Here is a 26,806-nt window from a genome sequence, read left to right on the forward strand (position 1 = left end):
TCTACACCTATCCGCGTTCCGCCTGCCGAAAAGAATGCAGGATGCAGGCGCAACACCCAGTCTTGCGCTCCAAAGGATGATCTGGGATTCGCGGATCGACTGAACACAAGCGTTGGTATCCCCGAGGGCAAGGAGACGTCGAACGCGGCCGCGCGGCGCCTGGCCCTGGTTCGGAAGGCCAGCGCCGAGGGAGCTGCGAATCCTGCCCGCAACGATCAACGATCAAATGCAGCCTGCAGCGCTTCCTTGCTGTGCTGCCCCTGATGCAACAGCAGCATCAGCAGCAGCCGGGCCTTCTGCGGGCTGAGGTCGCCCGCCATGACCGCGCCGGCGTCGAAAGTGGTTTTCCCGCCGCCGGGGAAACCGTAGACCGGCATCGTCCGGCCATTGGGCACGCGCGTCGATATGACCACCGGCACATCCTTGCCCAGCGCATACTTCACGGCCTCGAACATCGAAACGTTCATGTTGCCCATGCCCACGGCCTGGACCACGATGCCCTTCGCACCCTGGTCCACGGCATAGCGCAGCAGATCGCCGTCCGCGCCGCCGAACATCGGCAGGATTTCCACGCGCGGCATGTCGCCCGCGCCGATATCGATGTGCTGTCGCCGCAAGGGCGTGCGCGAGAATTGCACGCGATCCGACCAGACCTCGCCGAGAAAGCCGAAATCGCCCGACTTGAAGGTCTCGACATCCGCGGTATGGGTCTTGGTCGCCGTGCGCGCGGCGTTGATCTGGTTGTTCATCGCGATCATCACCCCCTTGCCCTTGGCGTCCGGCGCCGTGGCGATCCGAATGGCATTGAGCAGATTGCGCGGCCCGTCGAAATCCGGAGACGACGCATTGCGTTGCGCGCCGATCAGGATGACGGGCTTGTCGGATTTCACGGTCAGATCGAGCCAGTACGCGGTCTCCTCCATCGTGTCCGTGCCATGGGCGATGACCACGCCGGCCACCTCAGGCCGGGCCAAGGCGTCATCCACCGACTTGGTCAAACGCGTCCACCACTTGGGCTCGACATAGTTGGCCGACATGGCCGAGAAGTTGTTGACCTCTATGCGGGCGTACTTGGCGGCGTCGGGCACCGTCTGCATCAGATCATCGCCCGAGATGGCGGGTACCACCCCCTTGGTGACCGGATCCACCTTCATCGCGATCGTCCCGCCCGTGGCAATGAACTGGACCACTGGCGGCGTTTCAGCCGCGGCGCCGGCTGACATCACAGACATGACAAAAAACGAAAAAATTCGTAGCTGCAAGTTCATGGGACGACTCCGGAACGGGGAACGGGAAGCCCATTCTATTCAGGAAGGCAAGGCCGAGTCGATGCCGTCCACTCAAGGCCATGGCCAGGCGGATTGGTCTTGGGAAAGAACTGCAATGCGGGTCACCAGCCTCAGGATCCAAGGCTTGAAATGGGCTTGGTTCTGGAACGATGCGCCACGCAGGCGAAAACGCAGGCGGCCGCGATGCTCGCGCCCCAGACCGCATGATGCAGCGGCATCGCCAGGGCCGTCCTCAGGCCGGCGTCGGAGGCCATGGTCAGCAGATCAACAGGCGCCACGGCCAGCCATAGCAGCGCCGCGCCCCCCCATTGCTCCGGCCACAAGCGACGTTCGTCGCGCGCCAAGGCGTGCACGCCGCAGGCGATCCACGCCAGGAAGAAAGCCGCCACCTCGCGCTCATGCAAGCCCTCCGACCCGGGCCACGCCAGGCGGTTGGCCAGCAGATAGGCGGCGCAGGCGCATGCCGGGCCGCATACCATCGCCACATTCAGCCGGTGCGCCGCCCGGCCGAAGCGGGAAGCGGCCGCCGCCGGCCGCGCCGTGTACAGCACCAGTCCCGTCGCGATCATGGCTGCGCCTGACAAGGCCAGCAGGAAGTACAGCGCGCGCAATAGCGGTGCGGCGTAGTAGCCATAATGCAGTCCGCCCAGCGTCCGGATCAGTTGCAAAGATCCGGGATAGCTTGTTTGCACGTCGACGACCTCGCCGCTCGCCGCCAGCAGGGACACGCGGTCGGGAAACGCCAGCAGGCGATCGTCGTAGCGGCGCCAGACATCCGCAAGCGCGCCTTGCGTGCCGGGTTGCCTGATCCCGATCGCGGCGATCTTGCCCGCGCCCAATTCCGGCTCGGCGCGCAAGGCCAGCGTGCTCAACGGCAGCATCTCCGTCGCGCCGCCTGGCCGCGGCGCGGCCGGCGGCTGCGGAAACACCTCGGCCACCATCGCCGCCACGTCGCCGCCATAGCGGCTTTGCACCCCGGCAGGCAAGTAGCCCAGCAGCAGCGTGCTCAAAGCGGTGAACAGGATCATGCAATGGAACGGCAGCGGCAGCACCGACAGCATGTTGTGCGCATCGAGCCAGGCGCGGCCCGGCGAGGCGCGCGGCCTGAACACGAAGAAATCCGCGAAAAAGCGCCGGTGCACGATGACGCCGGAAACCAGCGCGACCAGCAGCGCCAGGGTACAGGCGCCGACCAGCCAGATACCGGCCTGTCCCGCGTGCAGGCTGTAATGGAACTCGACCAGGAAATCGCCGCCCTCTGTGTCGCGCGGCACGATCTTGCGCCCGCCAGCCGGATCTAGCATCACGGCGCCGCCGCCGTCTGCATCTTCCCACGACAGCGCCAGCAAGGGGCGGCGGGCATCCGGCAATTCGATCCGCCATGCAGCCGCGCCCCCGGCGTTCCGCTCCAGCCAGTCTTGCGCCAATTCCAGGGCCTGGGCCTGGCTGGCCTTGCCGGCAGCCGAAATCTCGGGCTTCATCCAGCGGCTGATCTCCGGCGCATAGACGCTGAGCGCGCCGGTCAGGAATATTGAAAACGTCAGCCAGCCGAACAGCAGGCCGACCCAGGTGTGCAGCCAGGCCATGCGCTGGCGCAGGCTGCCTTCCGGATACGCGTTCATGCCGTCGTACCCGAGGTCAGCAACCAGGAGCCCATGCATCCCGCCACAATGGCCAGCCACACCCGGCGCGGGCTGCGCGCCGCGAATGCCCAAACCGTGAGGGCCACCTGCACGGGTATGGCGGCCAGGGCCGGATAGAGTATGGCGTCGGTAGGCGCCAGCGGCAGGCGGGCCGCCGCCGCAACCGCTGCCCACACCAGCGCGTAGGCGCCCAAGGTGGCCGCGGCCAGGCGCGCCGCCACGCCGCGCCAGCTGCTGCGGGGCCTCACCACGCGTACCTGAGCGTGGCCAGCAGCAAGCGCCCGGCGCCGTAGGTGCACGACGTCGTCGTCACGCAAGTGCCCACGTAGCTGCGGTCGAACAGGTTGCTGGCGTTCAGCGACAGCGTCATGCCGCGCATGGCGGGCTGCATCTGGCCCAGGTCGTAGGACAGGGCGGCATCGACCAGCGTCACTGCGGGAATGCGCAAGGTGTTCGCCGCGTCGCCCCAGTCCGCGCCGATGTAGCGCACCCCTGCCCCCAGGCCTAGTCCTTGCAGCGGCCCGTCCTGCACCTTGTAGGCCAACCATGCCGCGGCCTGGTGCGCCGGCGCGTAGTACTGCTTCTTGCCTTCGCGCGATTGCGGCGCGCCATCGACGATGTCGACGTTGGAACTCTTGGTCACCACCGCGTCGACGTAGGAATACGAGGCAATCAGGTCCCAGCCGCGGGCCAGACTGGCCTTGCCTTCCAGTTCGATCCCGCGCGAGCGGACCTCCCCCGCCTGGAGCTGGAAGCCCGGCGGACGCCCTGGGGTGGTATCGGTGGTCAGCACATTGGTTTGCGTCAGTTGATAGGCCGACAGGGTCACCATGCTGTCGCTGCCCGGCGGCTGGAATTTCAGTCCCGCCTCGATCTGCCGGCCCTTGGTCGGCTGGAACGGGTTGCCCTGGTAGTCGGTGCCGCCCGTGGGCGCGAACGACGTCGAATACGCCACGTAAGGCGCCAGGCCGCTCTCCAGCATATAGGTCAGGCCCGCCCTGCCGGTGAAGGCCGAGTCGCTTTGCGAGACCTTGCCGGAGGTCAGCAGATTACGGGTGGTGCTGCGCGCCATGTCGTAGCGGCCGCCCAGCGTCAGCAGCCAGTTGCCGTACGAGATCTGATCCTGCGCATAGGCGCCGGACTGCTCGGTGCGCTGGCGCGAATCGACGCGGGGTATCAGGTCCGCGATGCCGGGCCTGGGCCGCCCGTAAACCGGATCGTAGAGATCCAGCGGCGGCACGCCGGCAATGACGTTGGCGAACTTGTAGGTGTCGCGCATGTCCAGATAATCGAAACCTGCGAGGAACTCGTGCCCGACCTGGCCGGTGCTGAAGCGCGCGATCGCCTGGGTATCCACGTTCAGTGTCGCGCCGGTGCCCTGGCCGCGCGACATCGAGCGCGACCAGGTGCGCATGTCCACCGGGTTGAGCATATAGCCCACGGTGGTGCGCGCCTCGCCCCGCATGTGGCTGTAGCGCAATTGCTGCCGCACGGTCCAGGTGTCGTTGAACTGATGCGAGAACAGGTAGCCGGCGGAGTATTGTTCCCGGTCATAGGTATCCCAGCCGGGCTCGCCGGTATAGCGGTGGCGGGGGATGCGGCCGTTGGGATTGGAATAGAGCGTACCCGCGGCCGGCAGATTGCCGTAGATGGGCACCTGATGGTCCTTCTGGTAGAAGCCCAGCAAGGTCAGCGAAGTGGCTGCCGACGGCCGCCACGTCAATGCCGGCGCCACGAAGGTCCGGTCTTCTTCCGAGTAGTTGGCGGACTGGGCCGCGTCCCGTTGCAACGCGACCAGGCGGTAGCTCCACTGCCCTTCCTGGTCTATCGGGTCGCTCAGATCCAGGGCGGCCTGCGCCCGGCCGTAGCTGCCGGTCTGCAGCTCGATCTCGCGCAGGGGCGTTTGCGTGGGCAGCTTGCTCACCATATTGATGAGTCCGCCGGGCGTGTTCTGCCCGTACAGGACCGAGGATGGTCCCTTCAGCACCTCGACCCGCTCCAGCCCGTAGGGCTCGATCTGCAGCATGCCGAAGCTGTAAGCGCCAAAAGGCAGCCGGGCGCCATCGAGGTTGTTGCGGGCGGCATGGCCGCCGCGCAGGTAGATGTTGTCGTAGCGCAGATCAGCGCTGCCGCCCGGAGAATAGGCGCCCGGCGTGTAGGCCAGCGCCTCGACGATGCTGCGCGCGCCGCGCATCGTGATCTCGTCGCGCGTGACCACGTTCACCGTCTGCGGAATTTCCAGGATGGGCGTGTCGGTCTTGGTGCCGGTGGCGCTGCGCTGCGCCACGATGCCGACGACCGGTCCGTAAGCCGACTCCTGCGCCCCCTCGACCCGCACCGCCGGCAGCATCGCCGCCGGCTCCGCGGGAATCCGCCTGAGCGTGTAGACGTTGGCGCCATCGCGCCGCGCCGCCAGCGGCGTGCCCGCCAGCAACTTCGCCAGCCCCGCCTCGACCGTCCAGGCGCCTTGCAGCCCTGCCGTGCGCCAGCCTTCGGCCAGCGCCGGATCGAACGAGAGATTGATGCGCGCCATCCCGGCGAATGCCGACAGCGCCGGTCCCAGCGGACCCGCCGGGATGTCGAACCGCGCCTGGGCGGCCGCGCCGGACGCCGGGGCGGCCGGCTGCGCGTGGATGGCCGGCGCCGCTGCGCCCAGGGCCGCGCAAAGCGCGCCTGCGGCCGCGCGGCGGCGCGTACGGCGAGGTGGCCTGGCCGCGTTGATCTTGCTTGAAAACATGCTGATCCCGACTGAGTGCTAGCGAAGGTGCTATATGGACTTGTCGGACGAGCCCGGAAAAGGGGCCAAAAGTCCGCGCGGCCCGGTCAGGCCGGCACCACGCTCACCCAGTAGCGGCTGCGCGAAACCACCCGCACCGGCAGGCTGCGCGACACCGCCAGCAGCACCGCGTCGGTATCGTCCACCTGAAAGCCGCCGGAAATGCGCAGATCGGCCACCGCCGGGTCGCAGCGCAACAGGCCGGGGCGATAGCGCGCCAGCTCTTGCAGGAAGTCGGCCAGCCTCATGTCGTCCGCATAGAGCACCCCATCGAGCCAGGCTTGGGGCGGATGGACATAGGCACGCGGCGCCAGGACCTCGCGCTCCGAAAACTCGCTGCACTGCCCCGCAGTCAGGACGGCACCCGCCGCAGCTGCTCGCGGCTGCAGCCGCACCTGGCCCTCGATCACCGCGACCCGGCTGCGCGCCTCCAACTGGCGCACGCCGAAGTACGTCCCCAGGGCCTGCACGCTGCCTTCGGCGGTGCGGACCCGCAGCGGCCGGGGATCGGCCGGCACAGCATGGACCGAACGCAGCAGGATTTCGCCTTCGCGCAACAGCACCAGGCGCTGTTGCGCCGAGTAATCCAGATCCACCGCCGACGCCGTGTTGAGCGTCAGCACGCTGCCGTCCGGCAACTCGAACTGCCGACGTTCGCCGCTGCCCGTGGCGTAGTCCGCCGTCCAGCTCTGCCAGGGCGCCGTGCGCCAAGCCAGCCAGCCGGCGGGCAGCGCCACGATCAGGCCGGCCAGCGTCCGCAGGCCGGCGCGCCGCGTGGCGTCCGCGTTCAAGGCGGCCCGCCCCAGGCCCGGCGGCAAGCCGCCGAACTTGGCCAGGATCGCCTGAGCCCGGGCCCAGGCGCGGTCGTGCTCGGGGCTGCGCTGGCGCCAGCGCTCGCAAGCCAGTTTGTCCGCCTCGGAGAAGCGCCCCGAATGCAGCCGCACCAGCCAATCCGCGGCTTCGCCCGCGATCTTCGGGTCGATGGCGTCGGTTGCGATGGTCATGGCGCCGCCAGGATGCAATGCTTGAAGGCTTCAGCCATGTAGCGCTTGACCGTGCGCACGCTCACCCCCATCTCCGCGCCGATCTGTTCATACGTCAGCCCGTCGAGCTGCGACAGCAGGAATGCGATGCGGGCCTTGTCCGGCAAGGCCGCCAGCAAGGCATCCACCTCCCGCAGCGTCTGCAGCACCATCAGCCTCTGCTCTTCCGACGGCGCATGCCGCGCCGGCATGGCTGCCAGGGCCTCGAGGTAGGCCTGTTCCAGCGCGTGGCGCCGGTACATATCGACCATGAGACGTTTGGCGATGGTGGTCAGGTAGGCGCGCGGCTCCTGCAAGTCCGGCATGGCGCGCCGCCGGTAGCTGCTCAACAGCCCGACGAAGGTGTCCTGGGCCAGGTCGGCGGCATCGGCGCTATTGCCCAACCGCCGGCGCAGCCAGCCGAACAGCCAGCCGTGATGCGCGTCGTAGATGCGCTGCACGGCGACGGCGGTTTGTTCGGGTTGCGGCATGGCGAGGGGGGCGGCTATTTCGATAATAGGAATTAGTCGCAATTATCGCCATAAACCCGCGCACCGGCAATGCGCCGGTTCCGATCCCAGGCTTGCCGCCCCGCGCGGCCTGTCGAGCGAAACCGGCTCCGATCCGGTACAGCCCGACTCGCGTCCGGCTGCCCTCCGCCGTCAAAGCGCTGCGCCGTATGCCTCCAGGTCCTCCGGATCCAGCCAACCCGCCAGCGCTCCAGCATCCGGCGGCTGCGGCGCGGTCGGCCTGGCGTTGGGCGTCCTGCTGAAGCGCGGTGCCGGGGCGGGCTGCGTGATGCCGTCCACCTCCAGCAGCGTGCCGCGTGCCTTGACCTGCGGATGCATGGCGGCGTCCCTCAGCGTCTGCACGGGGGCCACGCATACATCCAGGTGCGCCAGCCTTTCGCACCAGTCGTCGCGATTGCGCTGGGCGAAGGCCGCGGCCAGCACCGTCCGCAGGCGGGGCCAGGTGGTCCTGTCCTGATGGTCGCCCAAGTCGCGGATGGCATCGTCGTCCAGGCCCAGCTGCCGCAACAGCCGTTCGTGGAAGCGGCGCTCTATCGGGCCGACCGACAGCCACAGGCCGTCCGCACATGCATACACGTCATAGAACGGCGCGCCCGAATCGAGGATGTTGCTGCCCCGCTGGGGCTGCCATGACCCCGAAGCGGCCAGGCCGAAGAAGGCCGTGGCCATGGAGGCCACGCCGTCCATCACGGCGGCGTCCACCACCTGGCCTAGGCCCGACTGGCGCGCTTCGATGATGGCGGCCAGCATGCCCAATGCGAGGAACGGGCCGCCGCCGCCGAAATCGCCCACCAGCGCGAGCGGAGGCGTGGGCGGCTGGCCGGCCCGGCCGATGGCGTCCAGCACGCCGGTGACGGCGATGTAGTTGATGTCATGCCCGGCCACTTGCGCCAGCGGCCCGTCCTGGCCCCAGCCGGTGATGCGGCCATAGACCAGCCTGGGGTTTGCGGCCAGGCAGGCTTGCGGCCCCAGGCCCAGCCTCTCGGTCACGCCGGGACGGAATCCTTCTATCAGCCCATCGGCCTTGCGCAGCAGCCGCAGCACCAGCGCCACGGCGCGCGGGTCTTTCAGGTCCAACGCGATCGAGCGCCGGTTGCGCAGCAGCAGGTTGTACTTCAGCTCGCGCTTGACGCCCAGATCGGCGGGCTCCTTGCGTTCGATCCGCAGGACCGTCGCGCCCATGTCGGCCAGCAGCATGGCCGCCATCGGCCCCGGACCGATGCCGGCCAATTCGATGATCCTGATTCCAGCCAGTGGTCCCATGTGTTCGTCTTCCCAGGTCTAGGCGGCGGACGCGCCGCCGGATCAAAGCAATTCGATGGCGATGGCCGTGGCTTCGCCCCCGCCCAGGCACAGGCAAGCCACCCCGCGGCGCAGCCCGCGGCGCTCCAGCGAGTGCAGCAGCGTGACGATGATGCGCGCGCCGGTGGCGCCCACCGGATGCCCCAGCGCGCAGGCGCCCCCTTCGACGTTGACCCGTTCGGCCGGCAGGCCGAGGTCGCGCAGCGCGATCAGGGCGACTACCGCGAAGGCCTCGTTGATTTCGAACAGGTCCACCGAATCGCAGCTCCAGCCCACCCGGTCGAGCAGGCGCGCGATGGCGTGCACCGGCGCGACAGGGAATTGCCCCGGCGCCAGCGCGGCGGCGGCATGCCCGGCGATGCGCGCGCGCGGCGCCAGCCCCAGCATCTCCGCGTGGCCCAGCCGCGTCAGCGCCAGCGCGGCCGCGCCATCCGAAATCGACGAAGCGTTGCCGGCCGTGACCGTGCCATCGGCGGTGAAGACCGGTTTCAAGCTGGCCAGCCGCGTCGCGTCGCACAGGCCCGGGGTCTCGTCGTCGGCCACGAGCGCGCCCGCCGGTTCGCCACGGCGGGCCCGCGCCGCAATGGGGGCGATCTCCGCCGCGAACGTCCCTGCGGCGATGCTGCCCTGAGCGCGCAGCACGCTCTGCTCCGCATAGGCGTCCTGTTGCGCGCGGCTGAAACCGTGCTCGCGCGCGGCCAGATCGGCGTAGTGCCCCATCAGGTGGTCTTCATAGGCATCTTGCAGGCCATCGCGGTACATGTGGTCCAGCAACTGCCCGTCGCCCAGCCGGTAGCCCTGCCGCGCCCGGGGTATCAGATGCGGCGCGTTGCTCATCGATTCCATGCCCCCGGCCAGCACCACATCCGCCGATCCGGCGCGCAGGATGTCGTGCGCCAGGGTCACGGCTTTCATGCCCGAGCCGCACATCTTGCTGAGCGTGGTCGCCTGCACCGTGGTCGGCAGCCCCGCGCCCAGCACGGCCTGGCGCGCGGGCGCCTGCCCCAGGCCGGCGAACAGGCAGCAGCCCATCAAGGCCTCCTGGGCCGCATCGGACGGCAGGCCCGCCTGACGCATGGCGGCAGCCAGCGCATGGGCGCCCAGTTGGGGCGCGGTGTAGTGCGACAAGGCGCCCTGGAAGGCGCCGATGGGCGTGCGCTGCGCGCCGACGATGACGACGGCATCTGAACTTGAGGGCATGGATGATTACCTCGGTTGCATGGAATTCGAAAGAAAGACGCCGGCCCGTCTCGCGCTACGCGGGGACGCGCGCCGCGTCGGCCTCGCTATCCGCCGGCACGGCCGCCATGACGCCGCGCACGAACTCCAGCATCGACGGGCTGTCGCCGGCCAGCAGCTGGGTTCCGATCAGGTTGGCGCAGGCGTCTTCGCTCATGCCGCTGGCGCGCCACTCATGCAGCCGCGTGGTGTAGAGGCCCAGGGCCAGCTCTTCGGTGATCCCGATCGCCCCGTGGATCGCGTGCGCCAGGGAGCACACGACGGGAATGGCCTCGCATGCCCGCAGCCGCGCGCAGGCCGCAAGCGTGACGTCGGGAAACAGGGAGCCGCTGGAGCAAGCCAGCCGCGCCGCCATGGCGGTGGACGCCACCTGCTCCGCCAGCACGCTGATCTCCTGCTGGATCGCCTGGAAACGGCCCAGCGCTTTGCCGAACTGCTGGCGTTCGCCCACGAAGGCGATGCAGCGGTCGAGCACGGCTTGCATCGCGCCAGCGATTGCGGCTGCGTCGGCGGCGTTGCGCCAAGCCTGCACGGCCTCGTCCGGCAAGGCGATACGGCCGAGGACAGGCGGCGAGTCGGTCCATGCGGGGGCGGCGCTGGCGCGCGGCCGGAACACGCCCGGATCGGATGCGGCCGGCGCCGCCAGCAACAACAGGCAGCCGTCGCGCTGAACCAGCAGCGTGCGCGCCAGCCCGGCTCCCGGCGTCTGGACGCAGCGCAGACCGCGCGGTCCCGGCAACGCCTGGGCCAATGCAATAGGCCCCTCTGGCACGGTCTGGCCGCTGGCCCGCAACAGGGCGCGCGCCAACATGGTGTCGGCCAGCGGGTAAGGCAACGCAAACGCGCCTGCCGCGCGCAGCAGGCCCTCGGCGTCGGCCAGCGGCAATCCGGCGCCACCCAGTTCCGCGGGCGTCAATGCGTCCACATACCCAAGCGCGTCGATCTCCCGCCATGTGCGGGCAGCGAGGCTGCCCGGGTCGGTTGCGCCGCCCTGCGTCTCGATCTCGCGGACCCGCTCCAGCGGGCACAAACCAGCCAGGGCGCGCGCAAATTCGTCGTACAGGTCTTGCTGGATGGATGCCGCCATGGGGCCCTCCTTCAGGTGTCGATAGGCCCTAGCGCAGGCCAAGCTCGCGCGCGATGATGCCGCGCAGGATATGGCGGGTGCCGCCGCGCAGCGAAAAGGTCGGGTTGATCAGCGTCAGATAAGCCAGCGTGCGGGCAAGCACCTCGTCAGGCGCGGGGCTGGCGTCCGCGCGCAAGGCCTGGCCTATCCATTCGGGCACGGCCTGCTCGAACTCCGTGCCCAGGTCTTTCACCAGCACGGCCGCGAGGCTGGCGTCGGCCCCATCGTTGAGCCGCTGCGTGACCGCCAGCGACATGGCCCGCAGCACCGTCAACCGGCCGGCCAGACGTCCCGCCAGCCGGACGTGCGCCGGGTCCGGCGACGCCGCCTGGCGCAGATGCGCGAGCCAGCCGTCCATCAGCACCATGCTGGAGTAGATCCGCTCCGGGCCGCTGCGCTCCAACGCCAGTTCGGCCGTGACCTGCTGCCAGCCGCTGCCCTCTTCGCCCACCAGCGCATCGCGCGGCAGGCGGACGTTGTCGAACAGGACTTCACAGAAATGCGCGTCGCCCGCGATGTCGCGGATCGGACGGATTTCGATGCCGGGCAAGGACAGGTCGAAGATCATCTGCGACAGTCCCTTGTGCCGGTCTTCCGGCACGCCGGAGGTGCGCACCAACGCGCACATGTAGTGCGAGCGGTGCGCGTTGGTAGTCCATATCTTGCGGCCGTTCAGCAGCCAGCCGCCGGCATCGGGGGTGGCGCGCGTGCGCACGCTGGCCAGGTCGGAACCAGTGTCGGGTTCGCTCATGCCGATGGCGAAGAAGGCTTCGCCCCGAATGATGCGCGGCAGATAGAAATCGCGCTGCGCCGGCGAACCGTAGCGCAGGATCAGCGGCGCGGTCTGGCGATCGGCGATCCAATGCGCCGACACCGGCGCGCCCGCCGCGAGCAGTTCCTCGCTCAACACGAAGCGGGCGAAATTGCTGCGCGCCGCGCCGCCGTAGGCCGCGGGCAAGGTCAGGCCCAGCCATCCCTGCCGCGCCAGCGCGCGGCTGAACTCCGCGTCATAGCCCATCCAGGAACGCGCGCGGCGGTCCGCCGGCATGTCCTTCAGCGCCTCGCGCAGGAAGGCGCGCACGGACGGGCGCAGCGCCTCGTCTTGCGCAGGAATCGCGGCAAGCCGCAGTGCCTCGTTGATAGCGCCCAATGTGGTCCCCGGAAGGCGCGGCGGCACGGCGCCGCCGCATGCATTCGAACTGCCGAAAGTGCCGTGAAAACCCTGCCCGGCGCGATGCGCGCGGGCTTCATGGCAATCTACACGGGGGTCACATCCCGGTCTAATATTAGATGTGGACCGGGCAATACATCACAAATATCGCGAGCCCGGCGCATCAAGGGAGACACCCGTGGAGCTACGCCAGCTCAAGCAGCTGTTGGTCCTGTCCGAGACGCTCAACTTCCATCGCGCCGCCGAGCGGCTGCACATGGCTCAGCCGCCCCTGTCCACCGCGATCAAGAAGCTGGAGCAGGAACTCGGCGTGCAGTTGTTCGAACGGCTGCCCGCCGGCCTGCGCCCCACGCCAGCGGGCCAGGTCGTGCTGCAGTACGCGCGCACCACCCTGTTCTATGCGGAGGAAATCCGCCGTGCGGCAAGAGAAGGCGCCAGCGGCGAACAGGGCGTCCTGAAGGTGGGCTTCGTCGGTTCATCCACCTATTCGCTGATGCCGCGGCTGCTGTCGGAGTTCCGCAAGGATTACCCGCGCGTCGACCTGATCATCGAAGAATCCACCACCGTCGATCTGCTGCGCCGCCTGGACGCGCACACGCTGGACGTGGCGCTGGTGCGTTTTCCTGTGTTGGAGCCAACGGCGGCGCGCGTCACCTTGCTGCAGCCGGACCACCTGATGCTGGCGGTGCCAGCCGGCAGCCGTCATGCACAGCGCGAGGACGTTGCGTTGAGCGAACTCGCGGACGAGCCGTTCATCGGCTATTCGCGCGCGCATGTGCCGGGGATGCATGCGCTGGTGATGTATGCCTTCCAGCAAGCGGGCGTGGTGCCGCGCATCGCGCAGGAAGCGATCCAGGTGCAGACCATACTGAGCCTGGTGGAAAGCGGGCTCGGGATAGCCATCGTGCCGGCGGTGGCCCGCCGGCAGGCCGGCAGCAATGTGCGCCTGGTGAATGTCTCGCAGCTGGCCGAAACCATCAAGGTAGGCATTGCGCTGGCGGTGCACCCGGACAACGCCACGCCGACCACCGCCAATTTCGTCGAGATGGCCTGCCGCCTGATGCGGCCAGAGACCGCCGCAGCGGTCTCCGTATGACAGGCCCCGCGCGCGCCTACTCCTGCTGGATGTTGGCCAGTTTCGCGATACGCCGCATGGACTCGAGTTCGTCCTTCTGGAAGGCCGCCAGCGTGTCGGGGCCGCCCACGAACGACTCGCCGCCCAGATTGGCCATGAACGCCCGGCCCTCGTCGCTGCGCACCAAGGCCTGCACCGCCTCCGACACGCGCGCCACGATGGCGGAATCGACCTTCGCGGGAAAGAACGCGGCCGTCCACGCATAGGCCTCGTAGCCCTTGGTGCCGCTCTCCTGCATCGTGGGCACGTCCGGCAGGTCCTTGATGCGCTGGGCGCTGGTCACGGCCAACGGCCTCAGCTTGCCGCCGCGGATCAAGGGGAGCGCCGCGCTGACGTCGGCCAGGCTGTACTGCACTACCCCGCCAGCCAGATCGGCCAGAGCCGCCGACGTACCCTTGTACGGCACGTGCGTGGCCTTGATCCCGTTCTGTTCATGGAACAGTTCCAGCACCACCTGGTAGGTGGCGGTGCCGCTCGCGAAGTTCAGTTTGCCGGGAGCTTCCTTGGCGGCCGACACCAACTCCGCCACGCTTTTGTATGGCGAGCTGGCCGGCACCACCAGCACCATGGGAAAGCGCGCAATGGGCGCGACCGGAGAGAAATCCTTGATCGCGTCATACGGCAGGTGCTTGAAGACGGCGGCGTTGGTCGTCATGGGTGAATTGCTGGCCACGAACATCGTGTAGCCATCCGGCGCCGCGGTCGCCACGGCCTGGGCGGCGATGAAGCTGTTGGCGCCCGGCCGGTTCTCGACGATGAAAGGCTGGCCGAACTGCTCGGCCAGATGCTTGGACAGGAATCGCGCCGTGGTGTCGGCGCCGCTGCCCGGAGGCAGCGACACGATGATCTTCACGGGATGCGAGGGATACTTGTCTGCCGCGCGGGCGTTGCCGCCCAAGGCCAGCGCCGCGCCCAGCATGGCCGTCATGGCCAGGGTCCTGATGTTCATGCTTGTCTCCGCAAGGCTGTTGCGTTCATGGCCGTGGCTTTGCAGCCACGGCGTTTGCCGTATTCATTCGGGCTGTATGCCCGCCATTCTGACCGCGTCGCCCCAGCGCCTGACCTCCTGCCCCAGGTATGCCTGGAACTCGGCGGGCGAAGAACTGCGCAGGTCCACGCCCTGCGCCGTGAACGGTCCGGCAATGGCCGGATCGCGCACCGCCGCGGCCACCGCCTGGTTCAGGCGCTGGATCACCGACTGCGGCGTGGCGGCCGGTGCCAGCACGCCTTGCCAGGTGCTCATCGTAAGGTCCTGCAGGCCCGCTTCGCTCAACGTGGGCACCTGCGGCAGCGCGGGCGAACGCTCTGCGCCGGTCACGGCCAGCGCCTTGACCCTGCCGTCGCGGATGTAGGGCAGCGCCGAGCTTATCGCGTCCACCATGAATTGCACCTGGCCGCCCAGCATCGCCACCATGGCCGGATTGGTGCCCTTGAACGGAATGCCCACGGCGCGCGTGCCGGTGGCATGCAGGAACAACGCCACGCTCAGATGCGTAATGTTGCCGACGCCGCCGGTCCCATAGCTGAGCGCATCGGGCCGCGCCTTGAGGTAGGCGATGAACTCCTTGGTGTCCTGGGGCGGCAAGGCCTTGGTCGTCATCAGCACCAGCGGGATCGAGGCCGTCAGCCCCACCGGCGCGAAATCGCGCAGGGGGTCATAGGGCAATTGCCGGTACAGCGCGGGGCTGATCGCCAGGCCGGACGAGTGGTACAGCAGCGTGTAGCCATCGGGCCGGGCGCGTGCCACGGTTTCACCAGCGATGTTGCCGCTGGCGCCGGTCTTGTTCTCGACGATCACGGGCTGGCCCAGTTCGCGCGCCACATGCTGCGCCACGGCCCGGGCCAAAACATCCGTCGGACCTCCCGCCGCGTAGGGCAGGATCAAGCGCAAGGGCTGCGCCGGCCACGCCGCCGTGTTCGCGATGGCGGCGCGCGCCAGCGGCAAACCGGCAAGCGCGCCTAAAGCGGCCACCAGTGTTCTTCTCCTTGTCTGCATGGGTCTCCTCCTTGTATCGCCTCGTTATAGGTTGCGCGCCGGCGAGGCTGCCGTGGCCAGGGCCGGAGCCGCTCAGCCGCGCGTCTTGTCCAGATACGCGTCCAGTGCGCTGGCGTGCTCTTGCGTGTGGTGCGCCAAGGCCTGGAAGCCTGCTGATAGCTCCAGCAAGGTGTCCAGCCGCGTGTGCTGACCCTCGCGCAACAGCCGCTTGGTCAGGCGCAGCGCGTGGCCGGAATGCTGGGCAATCTCCTGCGCCAACGCCATCGCGGCCGGCAGCAGCCCCTCCTGGCTGAGCACCTGCGAGACCAGCCCCATATCGAGCGCCTCGGCAGCACCGACGCTGCGGCCGGTGAACGCCAGTTCGCAGGCGCGCGACATGCCGACCACCCGCGGCAGCAGCCAGGCGCCGCCGTCTCCCGGCGTCAGGCCCAGCTTGACGAAGCTCTCGGCAAAACGCGCTTCTTCGGCGGCCAGGCGCATATCGCACATGCACGCCAGATCGCAGCCCGCGCCGATGGCCGGTCCATTGACCGCCGCGATCGTCGGCACTTCCAGATTGCACAGGGCCAGCGGCACGCGCTGAATGCCGTCGCGGTAGGCTTGGCGGCTGCGCACCGGCTCCCCCAGCCCGGCGCCGACCGCCGCCGACAGGGTCTTGAGATTGCCGCCGGAAGAGAACACACCGTGCGCACCGGTAAGCACCACGGCGCGCACCGACATGTCGGCGTTGATCTCCGCGCAGACATCCACCAGCGCGTCGATCGCGTCGGGATCGGACAACGCGTTGCGCGTGGCCGCGCGGTCCATGGTCAGGAGCAGCACGGCGCCATGGCGCTCGCGTTTCAGGAAATCAGTCATGGGCAGCTCCGGTCACTGCGGCAGCGTCGGGCGCCATCGAGGTCACGCCATCCCGCAGCAACGCGGCAATGGTTTCATCCGGGTAGCCCGCCTCCTTCAGCACTTCGACGCTGTGCTCTCCCAACCGCGGCGCCGGCCGCGACGGCGCGGGCGGCGTGCCGGACCAGCGCGACGGCACCGCCATGGTGCGCAGCTTGCCCTCGCTGGGATGCTCGACGGTGTTGAAGAATCCGATGGCCTCCAGCTGCGGATCGCGCAGCAGCGACTCCACGGTGTGCATGGGCATGGCCGGAATATCCGCCGCCTCGAACGCTTCCAGCCATTCCTCGGTGGTGCGCTTGGCGATCTCATCCGACACCAGCCGGTAGATCGCATGGATGTGCTGGGTGCGGGTGCCGATGTCGCGGAACCTGGGATCGGCGGACTCGCGCCCAGGCTGCCCGATCAACTCGAAAAATGCCGCCCATTGCTTGTCGGCATAGATCAGCACGCAGATGTGGCCGTTCAGCGTCGCATAGGGGCGCCGGTCCGCGTTCAGTATCCGCGGATATCCGGCAGGCCCCAGCGGCGGCTCGAAGGACTGGCCCGCCATGTGGTCGCCTAGTATCAGCTGCGCCATGGTCTCGAACATGGGCACGTCGATGGCCTGGCCCTGGCCCGTCCGCGCCCGGTGGTACAAGCCGGCGCTGACCGCGTTGGCCGCGCTGATGCCCACGATGCGGTCGGCGATGGCGCTGGGCGCGTAGCGCGGCGTTTCGCCGCCAGCCTGGACCGACAGCGCCGGTATGCCCACCGCGCCCTGGATCAAGTCGTCGTACGCGGCACGCGCCGCATAGGGACCGCGCTGGTCGTAGCCGTACACGCCCACGTACAGGATGGCGGGATTGACCTGCGCCAGTTCCTGGTACGACAGCCCCAGCCGCGCCATCGCCTGGGGCCGCACGTTGTAGATCAGGACGTCGCAGGTGGCCGCCAATTTCAGCAGCGCGTCGCGGCCCGCTGGCTGCTTCAGGTCCAGCACCACGCTGCGCTTGCTGCGGTTGGCATGCAGAAAGATGCCGCCCATGCCTGGATGGCGCGCCGGGCCGATGCCGCGCACGTTATCGCCGGCCGGGGGCTCGACCTTGATCACGTCCGCGCCCAGGTCTCCCAATATCTGCGTGGCATAGGGACCCATCAGCACCGTCGTGACATCGAGGATGCGCACGCCTTCCAATGGGCCGCTCATGCGCCGCTCCTCGAATGCCCTGCCAGGACGCGCGGCCCGGATATCCTGCAAGCACCACTTTCAAACATGACAGCTCCCATTCCAGAATGCCTTGCCGGACATCCTAGGTAAGAAGCGCGCACGCCGGAAATACTATATTTGGGTCAGCCGATACATCGAAAATATTGGTGCGGATCCCTCCCCGGGCCGCGTCGCGATGCCCGCAAGCATCAGGGCGAGCCGCCGCCGACCAGGCGCGCCAGTTCCCCATATCGCACCGCCTCGGCCTGTATCGTCCGCGTAAACTCCTTGCTCCCGGCGCCCACCACCTCGCCGCCGCTCTGCTGGGCGAGCTGCGCGCGTAGCGCCGGATCGTCCATGACCTGCCGCATCATGTCTTCAAGCTTGCCTGCCACGGCAGGGGGCGTTTTGGCATGAATGGCAAAGCCTATGAAAATGTATAGGGAGTAGCCCGGATAGCCGGCTTCCTGCACCGTCGCCACCTCGGGCAACAGCGGATGACGCTGGTCCCCCGCCACCGCCAGCGCACGGATTTTTCCCGAAGCGACCAAGGGCGCGGCGCCGGCAATGTCGATCAGCGCCAGGTCCACCGATCCGCCCACCACATCCGCCACCGCCTGCGCAGCACCCTTGTACGGCACCTGGTTGAAGTCCACGCCCGCGCGCCTGGCCAGGTCGAGCGCGCCTAGGCGATAGCTGTTGCCGTAGGTAGCCAGGCTGACACCGCCCTTGTCGCGACGGGCCGCAGCCACCACGTCGCCCAGGCTCTTGTAGGGCGAGCTCTCGGACGCGACCAGCACGGCCACGTGACGGGTCACGTTAAGCACGGGCAGCAGATCCTCGGGCCGGTACGGCAAGTCCTTCACGAACAAGGGGTTGATCACCGTCGCGCTGGGGCTGATCAACACCACGGTATAGCCATCGGCCGGCGCGCTCAGCGCCACTTGGGTACCTAGCGAGAGCTCGGCGCCGGGCCGGTTCTCCACCAGCGTGGACTGGCCCGCCACCTTGCGCAGGTGCTCGGCGAAGGTACGCGTCATCGTGTCGCCACTGCTGCCGGGACCGATGGGCACGATGAAACGTATGGGACGCGAAGGATAGGCATCGGCGGCTACGGCGGACATCGAAGCAAGCAGTGCGACGCAGGCGAGCACAGCAGCGCGCCACGCAGTTCTGGCAACGGACATGGTTTCGTCTCCTGGGGTTCTTGTGGCCTGTCACGATAGCGACAAGAACTCCGCCGTGCCATGCGGGAACCGACGATCAGCTATGCACGGTCTGGACAGCCGTCTGCCATGCCTTGGCCCAGCGCGCTTCACGCATCTGCGCGGCCTGCTGCAATCGGACGAAGTGCTCTGCCAGCACCGCAACCAGGCAACGTTCGACCGCCAGGCTGGCGCGGTTGATGCGGTGCTTGGCGCCGGTGGCGCAGAAGGTGTGCAGCGTGAGCGCCGGTTCAACGATGCGGGAAATCGCCAGGTCGCCCTCGTCCAGGTAGTCCTCGATGCGATGCACCTGGGTGATGGCATGGCGGCCGCAGCGGCGCACTACCTCGCGGATCATCGCGCCGGAGTTGATCTCCAATTCCGCGCGCAGCTCCAGCTGCATGTCGCGGGTGCGTTCGCGCACCACCGCCTCCACCGGATTGGGTGAAGGCGGCATCACGATGGACAGGCCGTTCAATGCGGCCAGCGGCACGGTGGGATCGCGCAGCAGCGGCGAGTCGCGCCGGCCCAGCAGCACCAGGTCGGACGAGAACAGGCGTTGCGCCTGGGCGGGCGGCTCGGCTTGATAGCTGTTGAAAACACCGATATCGAGCTTGCCCGCCGCCAACCTGTCCATTACGTCGCGGCTGTAGCTCTCGTGGATGACCAGGTGGATCCGGGGAAACTGCGACGAGATGCGGTTCACCAGCATCGACACGGGACCTTCCGCGGCCCAGCGCGGCAATGCGATCTCCACGGTACCCGAGGGCTGCTCGTTGGTGGAGGACGCCAGTTCCAGGAAGCCGGTGGCGCCGTCCAGCAGCCCCCGCGCCACCGGCAGCAGCGCCACGCCCAGTTCGGTCAGCAGCACGCCACGGCCGGTGCGGTTGAACAAGCGCCCGCCCAGCAGCTCTTCCAGTTCCAATACGCGCCGGCTCAGCATGGACTGCGAGCATCCTCGCAGCACCGCCGCCTGCGAAAAACTGCCCGACTCCGCAGTCGCGACGAAAGCGGACACGTTCTCTATCTTCAGCTCATCGGCTGCGCGGACCACCAGTTTCACTTTCTGTCTCCTGCCAGGACGGGACAGCCTGCGTTTACTTTTTTGATCATATCAGGGCGTATCGCGGCCGCTCGCCATGGCACGGCGCCGGGCTGCGGGTGCTGCGCCGCGCCATGGCGGATGCGTCCTCGCGCTCAGCCATGACGGATCGGGATCAACCCGAAGCAGGTCCGGGATCGTTCTTGCTGCCGCGCAACACGGACCGGATCGCGAGGGACGCGCCGCAGCGTTGCCGATCCTGCATACCTGCCATCCGCTGCGTGTGCTTACCCGGCTTGCCAGCCATGCCTACAGTTGGCGCATCCCGATTCCGGGTGGATGCATCAACCTGCCGAGGAGATGAAATGGCTGGAGTTCTTGAAGGGAAAGTCGTGCTTGTGACCGGCGCCGGCCGCGGCGTCGGCCGCGAAATCGCCCTGCTGGCGGCGCGCGAAGGCGCGGCGGTCGTGGTCAACGATCTGGGTGGCAGTCCGAACGGCGAAGGCGCGGGAACGCTGGATCCGGCCTCCGAAGTGGTCGCGGAAATCCGCCAGGCAGGCGGTCGCGCCGTCGCCAACGGCGACAGCGTGTCCGACCCGGAAGCGGCGGCGCGCATGGTGCAGGCCGCTGTCGACAACTTCGGACGGCTGGACGGCGTGGTCAACAACGCCGGCATCCTGCGCGACCGGATGTTCCACAAGATGAGCAGCGTGGACTGGCAGCAGGTCATCGACGTGCATCTGCAAGGCGCCTACAACGTCAGCCGCGCCGCTGCGGCAATGTTCCGCGAACAGCAATCCGGCGCTTACGTGCACATGACCTCGGCAGCCGGCCTGGTAGGCAACATCGGCCAGGCCAATTACTCGGCGGCGAAGCTCGGCATCGTCGGCATCTCGCGTTCCATTGCGCTGGAAATGGAGCGTTGCAACGTACGTTCCAACTGCGTGTCGCCGTGGGCCTGGAGCCGCCTCATCGGTACCCTGCCCGATGAAACCGAAGAGCAGAAGCGCCGGCTGGAACGCTTCAAGCAGATGACCGCCGACAAGATCGCGCCCATGGTCGTGTACCTGCTGTCGGACCTGGCCGCCGGCGTGAGCGGCCAGATCTTCGGCGTGCGCAAGAACGAGATCATGCTGTTCAGCCAGCCGCGGCCGGTGCGCAGCGTGCATCGCTCGGAAGGCTGGACCGTCGAGACCATCGCCGAACATGCGATTCCCGCGATGCAGCCCAGCCTGGTGCCGCTGGAAAGCGCGCGCGAGGCTTTTGCCTGGACTCCGGTATGAGGCCCGCCATGAGAATCGACCCCGACAAGCTGATGCAGCGCCGCTTCGAACCGGTGGAGCAAACCTACACCGCCAAGGACTCCATCCTGTACGCGCTGGGATTGGGCCTGGGCCGCGACCCGCTGGACGCGCGCGAGCTGCCCTTCGTCTACGAGGACCGTCAATTGGCCGTGCCGACCCAGGCCGCGGTGCTGGGATACCCCGGCTTCTGGATGAAGGAACCGGATACCGGCATAGACTGGCGCCGCGTGCTGCACGCCAGCCAGTCGGTGCAGCTGCATCGCCCCCTGGCGCCGGCCGGCACCGTCATCGGCCGCACCCGGATCAAGGACATCCTCGACAAGGGGCCCGACGTGGGCGCGCTGTTCTTCGTGGAGCGCACCCTGGAAACGCGCGACGGCGCCCTGCTGGCCACCGTGGAACAGGCGGTGATGGCGCGCGGCAATGGCGGCTTCGGCGGCGCCAGCGGCCCGTCACCGGCGGCGGTCAAGCTGCCTGAAAACACGCCCGAGCATGTCTGCGACCTGCCCACGCTGACGTCCCAGGCCTTGCTCTACCGCTTGTCGGGCGACTTCAATCCCCTGCACGCAGATCCCGAAGTCGCCCGCGCGGGCGGCTTCGACCGGCCCATCCTGCATGGCCTCTGCACTTACGGCATTGCCTGCCACGGGCTGCTGCGCATGCTGTGCGATTACGAGCCGGCCAGGCTGAAGCGCATCGACGTGCGCTTCAGCGCGCCGGTCTATCCGGGCGAGACCATCCGCGTCGAGGCCTGGGGCGCCAGCGGCGAGGTGCGTTTCCGCGCCACGGCATTGGAGCGCCAGAAGGTGGTGCTCAACAATGGACTGGCCATCATCGACCCGCCGCAAGGAGCCCGCGCATGAGGGGCATACTTTCCTTCGGCGCCTACATTCCGCGCCTGCGCCTGCAGCGCGAGGCGATCGTGCGCAGCCATTCCTGGTACGACGCGTCGCTGGCGGCGCATCGCGCCGGCCAACGCGCCATGTGCGGCTTCGATGAGGACGCCGTCACCATGGCGGTGGAAGCGGCGCGCGACTGCCTGAGCGGGACCGAAGCACGCGAGGTCGACGACCTGCTGCTGGCCTCGACCTCGCTGCCCTATGCCAGCCGGCTGAACGCCAGCATCGTGGCGCAGGCCTTGAATCTGACCGAGAACGTCGGCGCCATCGACGTCGCGTCCTCGCAGCGCGGCGCGACCTCTGCCTTGATGCAGGCGCTGCGCGGAGGCGCCGGACGCCATGCGCTGGTCGTGGCGAGCGATCGCCGCAAGGCCAAGGTGGCCAGCGCGCAGGAGCTCCTGTATGGCGATGCCGCCGGCGCGGTACTGGTGGGCGACGGCGCAGCCATCGCCGAGCCCCTGGCGCTGGAGAGCCGCACCATCGACATGGCCGACCACTATCGGGGCGCGAACGCTGCCACCGACACCTACTGGGAAGAGCGCTGGATACGCGAGGAAGGCCATGGCGCGCAGATTCCGCAAGCCATTTCGGCGGCGCTGCGCCGGGCCGGCCTGAAACCCGGCCAGGTGGACACGCTGTGCGTGGCGCTGCCCCAAAAGGGCGCGGCGCAGCGGATCGCCAAGCTGGCCGGCATCGCGCCCGAACGCGTGCACGACACGCTGGCGGCCACGGTGGGCAACGCCGGCTGCGCCCATCCGTTGCTGATGCTGGCGCATGCGCTGGGCGCGGCGGAACCCGGCCAAGTGCTGGTGCTGGTGGCATTCGGCCAGGGGGTCGACGTGCTGGTGCTGCGCACCACCCCGGCCCTGGCCGACCTGCCCCGCCGCCTGGGCGCGCAAGGCTGGCTGGCGCGCGGCAAGGCCGAGGACAACTACATGAAGTTCCTAGTTTTCAACGACCAGCTTCCTCTGGAGCGCGGCATGCGCGCCGACAACGACAAGCTCACCCCGCTGTCGGTCGAGTACCGCAACCGCAAGGCGGTGCACGGCTTCCTCGGCGGACGCTGCGGCGCTTGCGGCACGGCCCAGTGGCCGCGCACCGACGTATGCGTCAACCCCGCCTGCGGCGCCATCGGCACTCAGGAGGACCTGCCGTTTGCCGACACTCCGGCCCGGATCATGAGCTACACCGCGGACCGCCTGGCCTATACGCCCAATCCGCCGGCTTGCTACGGCATGGTGCAGTTCGAAGGCGGAGGCCGTCTGATGATGGACTACACCGACATGGACGAAGACGAACTGGCGGTGGGGCTGGCGCTGCGCATGAGCTTTCGCATCAAGGCGCAAGACGCCGCGCGCGGCTACACCCGCTATTTCTGGAAGGCGATGGTCGCCGACCTTACGGAGAACAGGCATGGCAACAGGCATTCGTGACAAGGTGGTGATCCTGGGCATGGGCTGCTCGCACTTCGGCGAGCGCTGGGACCGCAGCGCGGAGAACCTGGCGGTCGAAGCCTTCGACGAATGCCTGCGGGACGCCGGGATCGGCAAGGAGCAGATCCAGGCGGCCTGGCTGGGCACCGGCATCGAAACCCAGCACCTGGGCAGCGGCGGCGTGCCGCTGGGCGTCGCCCTGAGACTGCCGAACATCCCCGTCTCGCGGGTCGAGAACTTCTGCGCATCCGGGTCGGAGGCGCTGCGCGGCGCCGCCTATGCGGTGGCGTCCGGCGCCTGCGACTTCGCGCTGGCCTTCGGCGTGGAGAAGCTCAAGGACACTGGCTACGGCGGCCTGCCCCAGCGTCCACGCGGTCCGCTCAATGACATCGTGTGGCCGAACATCAGCGCGCCCGGCTCGTTCGCGCAGCTTGCCAGCGCCTACCGAGCCAAGCACGGCGTCGATGCCCGCGACCTGAAGCGCGCCATCGCCCACATCTCCGTGAAAAGCCACGCCAACGCCGGCCGCAATCCCAAGGCCCATCTGCGCAACCCGATCAGCATGGAAGACGCGATCAACGCGCCGATGATCGCCGAGCCGCTGGGCCTGTATGACTGCTGCGGTGTTTCCGACGGCGCCGCCTGCGCCATCCTGACCACCCCGGACATCGCGCGCGGCCTGGGCAAGCGCGACCTGGTGGCGATCAAGGCGCTCCAACTCGCCGTATCCAGCGGCAGCGAAGCCGGCCACGACAGCTGGGACGGCAGCTACTTCCAGACCACGCGGGTGGCATCGGCCCGCGCCTATGAGGAGGCCGGGATAGGACGGCCGCGCGAACAGATCGACCTGCTGGAGGTGCACGACTGCTTCTCCATCACCGAACTGGTAACGATGGAGGACATGCACATTTCGGCCGAAGGCCGCGGCGCCCACGACGTGCTGGACGGCTTCTACGACGCCGACGGCACCATCCCCTGCCAGATCGACGGCGGTCTCAAGTGCTTCGGCCACCCCATCGGCGCGACCGGACTGCGCATGGCCTATGAGATGTACCTGCAGATGCTGGGGCGCGCCGGCGCCCGCCAGCGCGCCGACGACCCGGCCATCGGCGTGATCCACAACCTGGGCGGCTTTCCCTGGCAGAACGTGTGCAGCGTCTCTGTGCTGGGCAAGTATGGCGCCTGAACGGCGCCGCAACGGACGACAAGGAGACACAACATGTTGATGGACGACTACCAATCACCCTGGCGCACGCCCGAGATCGAACAATTCCAGCAAACCGCCCGCCGCTACTGGAACGCCGAACTGCTGCCGCGCCTGCCGGCCTGGGAAGCGCAAGGCGGCATCGACCGCGAGGTCTGGAACCAGCTCGGCGCAATGGGCTTCCTGCTGGCGGACCTGCCGTCGGAATACGGCGGCGGCGACGGCGACTACTCCCATCTGGCGGCGCTGGTCGAGGTCAGCGCGGAATGCGGCTTCGGCCCCGGCTTCGGCCCGCATTACATCGTCGCCCACTATCTGCATCACTACGGCAGCGAGGAGCAGAAGCGGCGCTGGCTGCCGGGCATGGCCAGCGGCGACATCGTCGCGTCCATCGGCATGACCGAGCCCGGCGCCGGTTCAGACCTGCAGGGCATCAAGACCCGCGCGCGGCGCGACGGCGACAGCTACGTGATCACCGGGTCCAAGACCTTCAACACCAACGGCCACCACGCCGACCTGGTGATGCTGGCGGTGAAGACGGACGCCAGCCTCGGCGCCAAGGGCGTGTCGTTGCTGATGGTGGAAACCCGCGACCTGGCAGGTTTTCGGCGCGGCGAGCCGCTGGACAAGATCGGGCTCAAGGCGCAGGACACCGTCGAGCTCTTCTTCGACGAAGCCAGAGTGCCCGCCGCCAACCTGCTGGGCGCCGCGGAGGGCCAGGGATTCTCCCAGATGATGGCGCAACTGCCCTATGAGCGGCTGCTGATCGGCATACGCGCCGTCGGCAGCATCGAGCGGGCCTTGCGCCTCACGCTGGAACACGTGCACCAGCGCCAGGCCTTCGGCCAGCCGCTGTTCAAGCTGCAGAACACGCGCTTCGAGTTTGCCGAGATGAAGACCGAGGCCACGCTGGCGCGGGTCTTCATCGACCAATGCATCGCCTGGCAGCAACAAGGACGGCTGGACGCCGCCACCGCCGCGATGGCGAAATGGTGGGGCACGCAGAAAGAATGCGAGACGGTCGACCGCTGCCTGCAGCTCTTCGGCGGATATGGATTCATGCGCGAATACCCGATAGCGCGCATGTACATGGACTCGCGCGGCCAGAAGATCTATGGCGGCGCCAACGAGGTGATGAAGGAGATCATCGCCCGTCAACTGGCGCCGCGATGATGAACGCAAGCGACACCAAGACAGGCCCCCTGGCCGGGCTCAGGGTACTGGACATCGCCACGGTCCTGGCCGGCCCCTTCGCCGCCACCTTGCTCGCCGACTACGGCGCCGACGTGCTCAAGCTGGAGTTGCCGCGCAAGGGCGACGGCATGCGCGCCTTTCCGCCATTCAAGGATGGCAGGAGCATCTGGTGGAAGACCGCCCAGCGCGGCAAGCGCTTCGCCACGCTGGACTTGCGCACGGCCGAGGGCGCCGGCATCTTCAAGCAGCTGCTGCCGCAATTCGACGTGCTGATCGAGAACTTCCGGCCAGGCACGTTGGACCGCTGGGGCCTGACCAAGGAAGTGCTGTGGTCGCTGAAGCCGAACCTGGTGATCCTGCGGGTCACGGGATTCGGCCAGTCCGGCCCCTACTCGGAGCGGCCGGGTTTCGCGCGGATCTTCGAAGCCATGGGCGGGCTGACCACCATCACAGGCCATGCCGATGACGAGCCCATGCACGCAGGCATGCCGCTGGGTGATTCCATAGGCGGGCTATTCGGCGCCATCGGCATCCTGACGGCGCTATGGCCGCGGGCGCGCGACCCCGACCGGCCCGGCGAGGAGATCGACCTTGCGCTGACGGAGTGCATCACCCGGCTGCTGGACTTCATGCCCGGGGTCTACCAGCAACTCGGCACGGTGCCAGCCCGTAACGGCAACCGCAGCCCCTACTCCGCGCCTTCCGCGGTCTACCGGACGCGCGACAACCACTGGGTATCCATGGCGGGCTCGATCGATTCCATGTTCGCCAACAACTGCCGCGCCATCGGCCGCCCGGACCTCGCGCAAGACCCGCGCTTCGCCGACAACGCCAGCCGAGTCCTGCATGAACAGGAATTGAACCGCGTCTTCATCGAATGGTGCGCCGCGCACGACCTGGAGCAGGTCCTGGCCGCCTTCGAACAGGCCAACGGCACGCTGGCGCCGATCTATGGCATCGACCAGGTGGTCAAGGATCCCCACGTGGTCGCGCGCCGCTCCATCGTCGACGTCCCCGACCGCGACTTCGGCATGCTGCAGATGCCCGGCGTCGTGCCGCGCTTCACCCGCGATCCGACGGAGCCCACACACGCCGGCGCGGAACTGGGACAGGACAACGACGCCGTCTACGCCGATCTGCTGGGGCTGACGCCGGACAGCATTGCCCGGCTGCGCGCGGCAGGCGTGATCTGAGCGTTCTACATGCACAA

23 protein-coding genes are annotated in these 26,806 nt (G+C 68.2%); 7 read left to right on the forward strand and 16 right to left on the reverse strand.

Annotation, left to right across the window (positions count from 1 at the left end; genetic code table 11):
- Positions 1–215: 215 nt before the first annotated feature.
- The 10 genes from AXYL_RS23545 to AXYL_RS23590 form a co-directional block, all read right to left on the reverse strand.
- Positions 216–1,223, reverse strand: a complete 1,008-nt coding sequence (locus AXYL_RS23545; protein WP_193353257.1) for an asparaginase — start codon at positions 1,221–1,223, stop codon at positions 216–218.
- Positions 1,224–1,399: 176 nt separating this feature from the next.
- Complete coding sequence (locus AXYL_RS23550) at positions 1,400–2,911, reverse strand: PepSY-associated TM helix domain-containing protein (protein WP_013395379.1); 1,512 nt, start codon at positions 2,909–2,911, stop codon at positions 1,400–1,402.
- Entirely contained in the window at positions 2,908–3,180 is a 273-nt protein-coding gene (locus AXYL_RS23555) for an iron transporter (protein WP_148260631.1), read from the reverse strand. The genes AXYL_RS23550 and AXYL_RS23555 overlap by 4 nt, the downstream gene beginning before the upstream one ends.
- Positions 3,177–5,669, reverse strand: coding sequence for a TonB-dependent siderophore receptor (locus AXYL_RS23560; protein ID WP_013395381.1), 2,493 nt, complete (start codon positions 5,667–5,669; stop codon positions 3,177–3,179). The genes AXYL_RS23555 and AXYL_RS23560 overlap by 4 nt, the downstream gene beginning before the upstream one ends.
- Before the next feature lie 86 nt (positions 5,670–5,755).
- Positions 5,756–6,712, reverse strand: a complete 957-nt coding sequence (locus AXYL_RS23565) for a FecR domain-containing protein (protein ID WP_013395382.1) — start codon at positions 6,710–6,712, stop codon at positions 5,756–5,758.
- Positions 6,709–7,221: a sigma-70 family RNA polymerase sigma factor gene (locus AXYL_RS23570; protein ID WP_013395383.1), complete on the reverse strand. Its 513-nt coding sequence runs from the start codon at positions 7,219–7,221 to the stop codon at positions 6,709–6,711. The genes AXYL_RS23565 and AXYL_RS23570 overlap by 4 nt, the downstream gene beginning before the upstream one ends.
- 171 nt (positions 7,222–7,392) lie before the next feature.
- Positions 7,393–8,523 carry a CaiB/BaiF CoA transferase family protein gene (locus AXYL_RS23575; protein WP_013395384.1) on the reverse strand — a complete coding sequence of 377 codons (1,131 nt, stop codon included), beginning with the start codon at positions 8,521–8,523 and terminating at the stop codon, positions 7,393–7,395.
- Between the two features lie 42 nt (positions 8,524–8,565).
- On the reverse strand, positions 8,566–9,762 hold the full coding sequence (locus AXYL_RS23580) for a thiolase family protein (protein ID WP_013395385.1): 1,197 nt from the start codon (positions 9,760–9,762) through the stop codon (positions 8,566–8,568).
- A 55-nt stretch (positions 9,763–9,817) separates the two neighbouring features.
- Positions 9,818–10,888: an acyl-CoA dehydrogenase family protein gene (locus tag AXYL_RS23585; protein WP_013395386.1), complete on the reverse strand. Its 1,071-nt coding sequence runs from the start codon at positions 10,886–10,888 to the stop codon at positions 9,818–9,820.
- A gap of 28 nt (positions 10,889–10,916) precedes the next feature.
- Positions 10,917–12,077 carry an acyl-CoA dehydrogenase family protein gene (locus AXYL_RS23590; protein ID WP_013395387.1) on the reverse strand — a complete coding sequence of 387 codons (1,161 nt, stop codon included), beginning with the start codon at positions 12,075–12,077 and terminating at the stop codon, positions 10,917–10,919.
- Positions 12,078–12,276: 199 nt separating this feature from the next.
- Between AXYL_RS23590 and AXYL_RS23595 the strand changes: the two genes are divergently transcribed.
- A complete protein-coding gene (locus AXYL_RS23595; RefSeq protein WP_013395388.1) occupies positions 12,277–13,194 on the forward strand; it encodes a LysR family transcriptional regulator in 918 nt (305 codons plus the stop codon).
- A gap of 16 nt (positions 13,195–13,210) precedes the next feature.
- Here AXYL_RS23595 and AXYL_RS23600 read toward each other — a convergent pair whose 3' ends face one another.
- The 6 genes from AXYL_RS23600 to AXYL_RS34120 all read right to left on the reverse strand — a co-directional run bounded on the left by AXYL_RS23600 (position 13,211) and on the right by AXYL_RS34120 (position 19,583).
- Positions 13,211–14,182, reverse strand: coding sequence for a Bug family tripartite tricarboxylate transporter substrate binding protein (locus AXYL_RS23600; protein WP_013395389.1), 972 nt, complete (start codon positions 14,180–14,182; stop codon positions 13,211–13,213).
- A gap of 63 nt (positions 14,183–14,245) precedes the next feature.
- Positions 14,246–15,205 carry a tripartite tricarboxylate transporter substrate binding protein gene (locus tag AXYL_RS23605; RefSeq protein ID WP_237709932.1) on the reverse strand — a complete coding sequence of 320 codons (960 nt, stop codon included), beginning with the start codon at positions 15,203–15,205 and terminating at the stop codon, positions 14,246–14,248.
- A 96-nt stretch (positions 15,206–15,301) separates the two neighbouring features.
- Entirely contained in the window at positions 15,302–16,087 is a 786-nt protein-coding gene (locus AXYL_RS23610; protein WP_013395391.1) for a crotonase/enoyl-CoA hydratase family protein, read from the reverse strand.
- The gene (locus AXYL_RS23615) at positions 16,080–17,315 is read right to left on the reverse strand and encodes a CaiB/BaiF CoA transferase family protein (protein ID WP_013395392.1); all 1,236 of its coding nucleotides are present in this window, start codon (positions 17,313–17,315) and stop codon (positions 16,080–16,082) included. Before AXYL_RS23615 ends, AXYL_RS23610 begins: the two co-directional genes overlap by 8 nt.
- A 209-nt stretch (positions 17,316–17,524) precedes the next feature.
- The gene (locus AXYL_RS23620) at positions 17,525–18,502 is read right to left on the reverse strand and encodes a Bug family tripartite tricarboxylate transporter substrate binding protein (protein WP_013395393.1); all 978 of its coding nucleotides are present in this window, start codon (positions 18,500–18,502) and stop codon (positions 17,525–17,527) included.
- Positions 18,503–18,578: 76 nt separating this feature from the next.
- Positions 18,579–19,583 carry a LysR family transcriptional regulator gene (locus AXYL_RS34120; RefSeq protein WP_013395394.1) on the reverse strand — a complete coding sequence of 335 codons (1,005 nt, stop codon included), beginning with the start codon at positions 19,581–19,583 and terminating at the stop codon, positions 18,579–18,581.
- Positions 19,584–19,927: 344 nt separating this feature from the next.
- Between AXYL_RS34120 and AXYL_RS23630 the strand changes: the two genes are divergently transcribed.
- Genes AXYL_RS23630 through AXYL_RS23655 form a run of 6 tightly spaced genes read left to right on the forward strand, consistent with a single transcriptional unit; the run spans position 19,928 to position 26,789 of the window.
- Positions 19,928–20,845, forward strand: a complete 918-nt coding sequence (locus tag AXYL_RS23630) for an SDR family NAD(P)-dependent oxidoreductase (protein ID WP_013395395.1) — start codon at positions 19,928–19,930, stop codon at positions 20,843–20,845.
- A gap of 8 nt (positions 20,846–20,853) precedes the next feature.
- Positions 20,854–21,729 carry a MaoC family dehydratase gene (locus tag AXYL_RS23635; protein WP_013395396.1) on the forward strand — a complete coding sequence of 292 codons (876 nt, stop codon included), beginning with the start codon at positions 20,854–20,856 and terminating at the stop codon, positions 21,727–21,729.
- On the forward strand, positions 21,726–23,198 hold the full coding sequence (locus AXYL_RS23640; RefSeq protein ID WP_013395397.1) for a 3-oxoacyl-[acyl-carrier-protein] synthase III C-terminal domain-containing protein: 1,473 nt from the start codon (positions 21,726–21,728) through the stop codon (positions 23,196–23,198). Before AXYL_RS23635 ends, AXYL_RS23640 begins: the two co-directional genes overlap by 4 nt.
- A complete protein-coding gene (locus AXYL_RS23645; protein ID WP_013395398.1) occupies positions 23,179–24,384 on the forward strand; it encodes an acetyl-CoA acetyltransferase in 1,206 nt (401 codons plus the stop codon). The genes AXYL_RS23640 and AXYL_RS23645 overlap by 20 nt, the downstream gene beginning before the upstream one ends.
- A gap of 33 nt (positions 24,385–24,417) precedes the next feature.
- On the forward strand, positions 24,418–25,575 hold the full coding sequence (locus AXYL_RS23650) for an acyl-CoA dehydrogenase family protein (RefSeq protein ID WP_013395399.1): 1,158 nt from the start codon (positions 24,418–24,420) through the stop codon (positions 25,573–25,575).
- Positions 25,572–26,789, forward strand: a complete 1,218-nt coding sequence (locus AXYL_RS23655) for a CaiB/BaiF CoA transferase family protein (RefSeq protein ID WP_013395400.1) — start codon at positions 25,572–25,574, stop codon at positions 26,787–26,789. The genes AXYL_RS23650 and AXYL_RS23655 overlap by 4 nt, the downstream gene beginning before the upstream one ends.
- Positions 26,790–26,806 lie beyond the last annotated feature (17 nt).

The organism is Achromobacter xylosoxidans A8 (assembly GCF_000165835.1).
In the GTDB taxonomy this organism is placed as follows: Bacteria; Pseudomonadota; Gammaproteobacteria; order Burkholderiales; family Burkholderiaceae_B; genus Achromobacter; species Achromobacter xylosoxidans_B.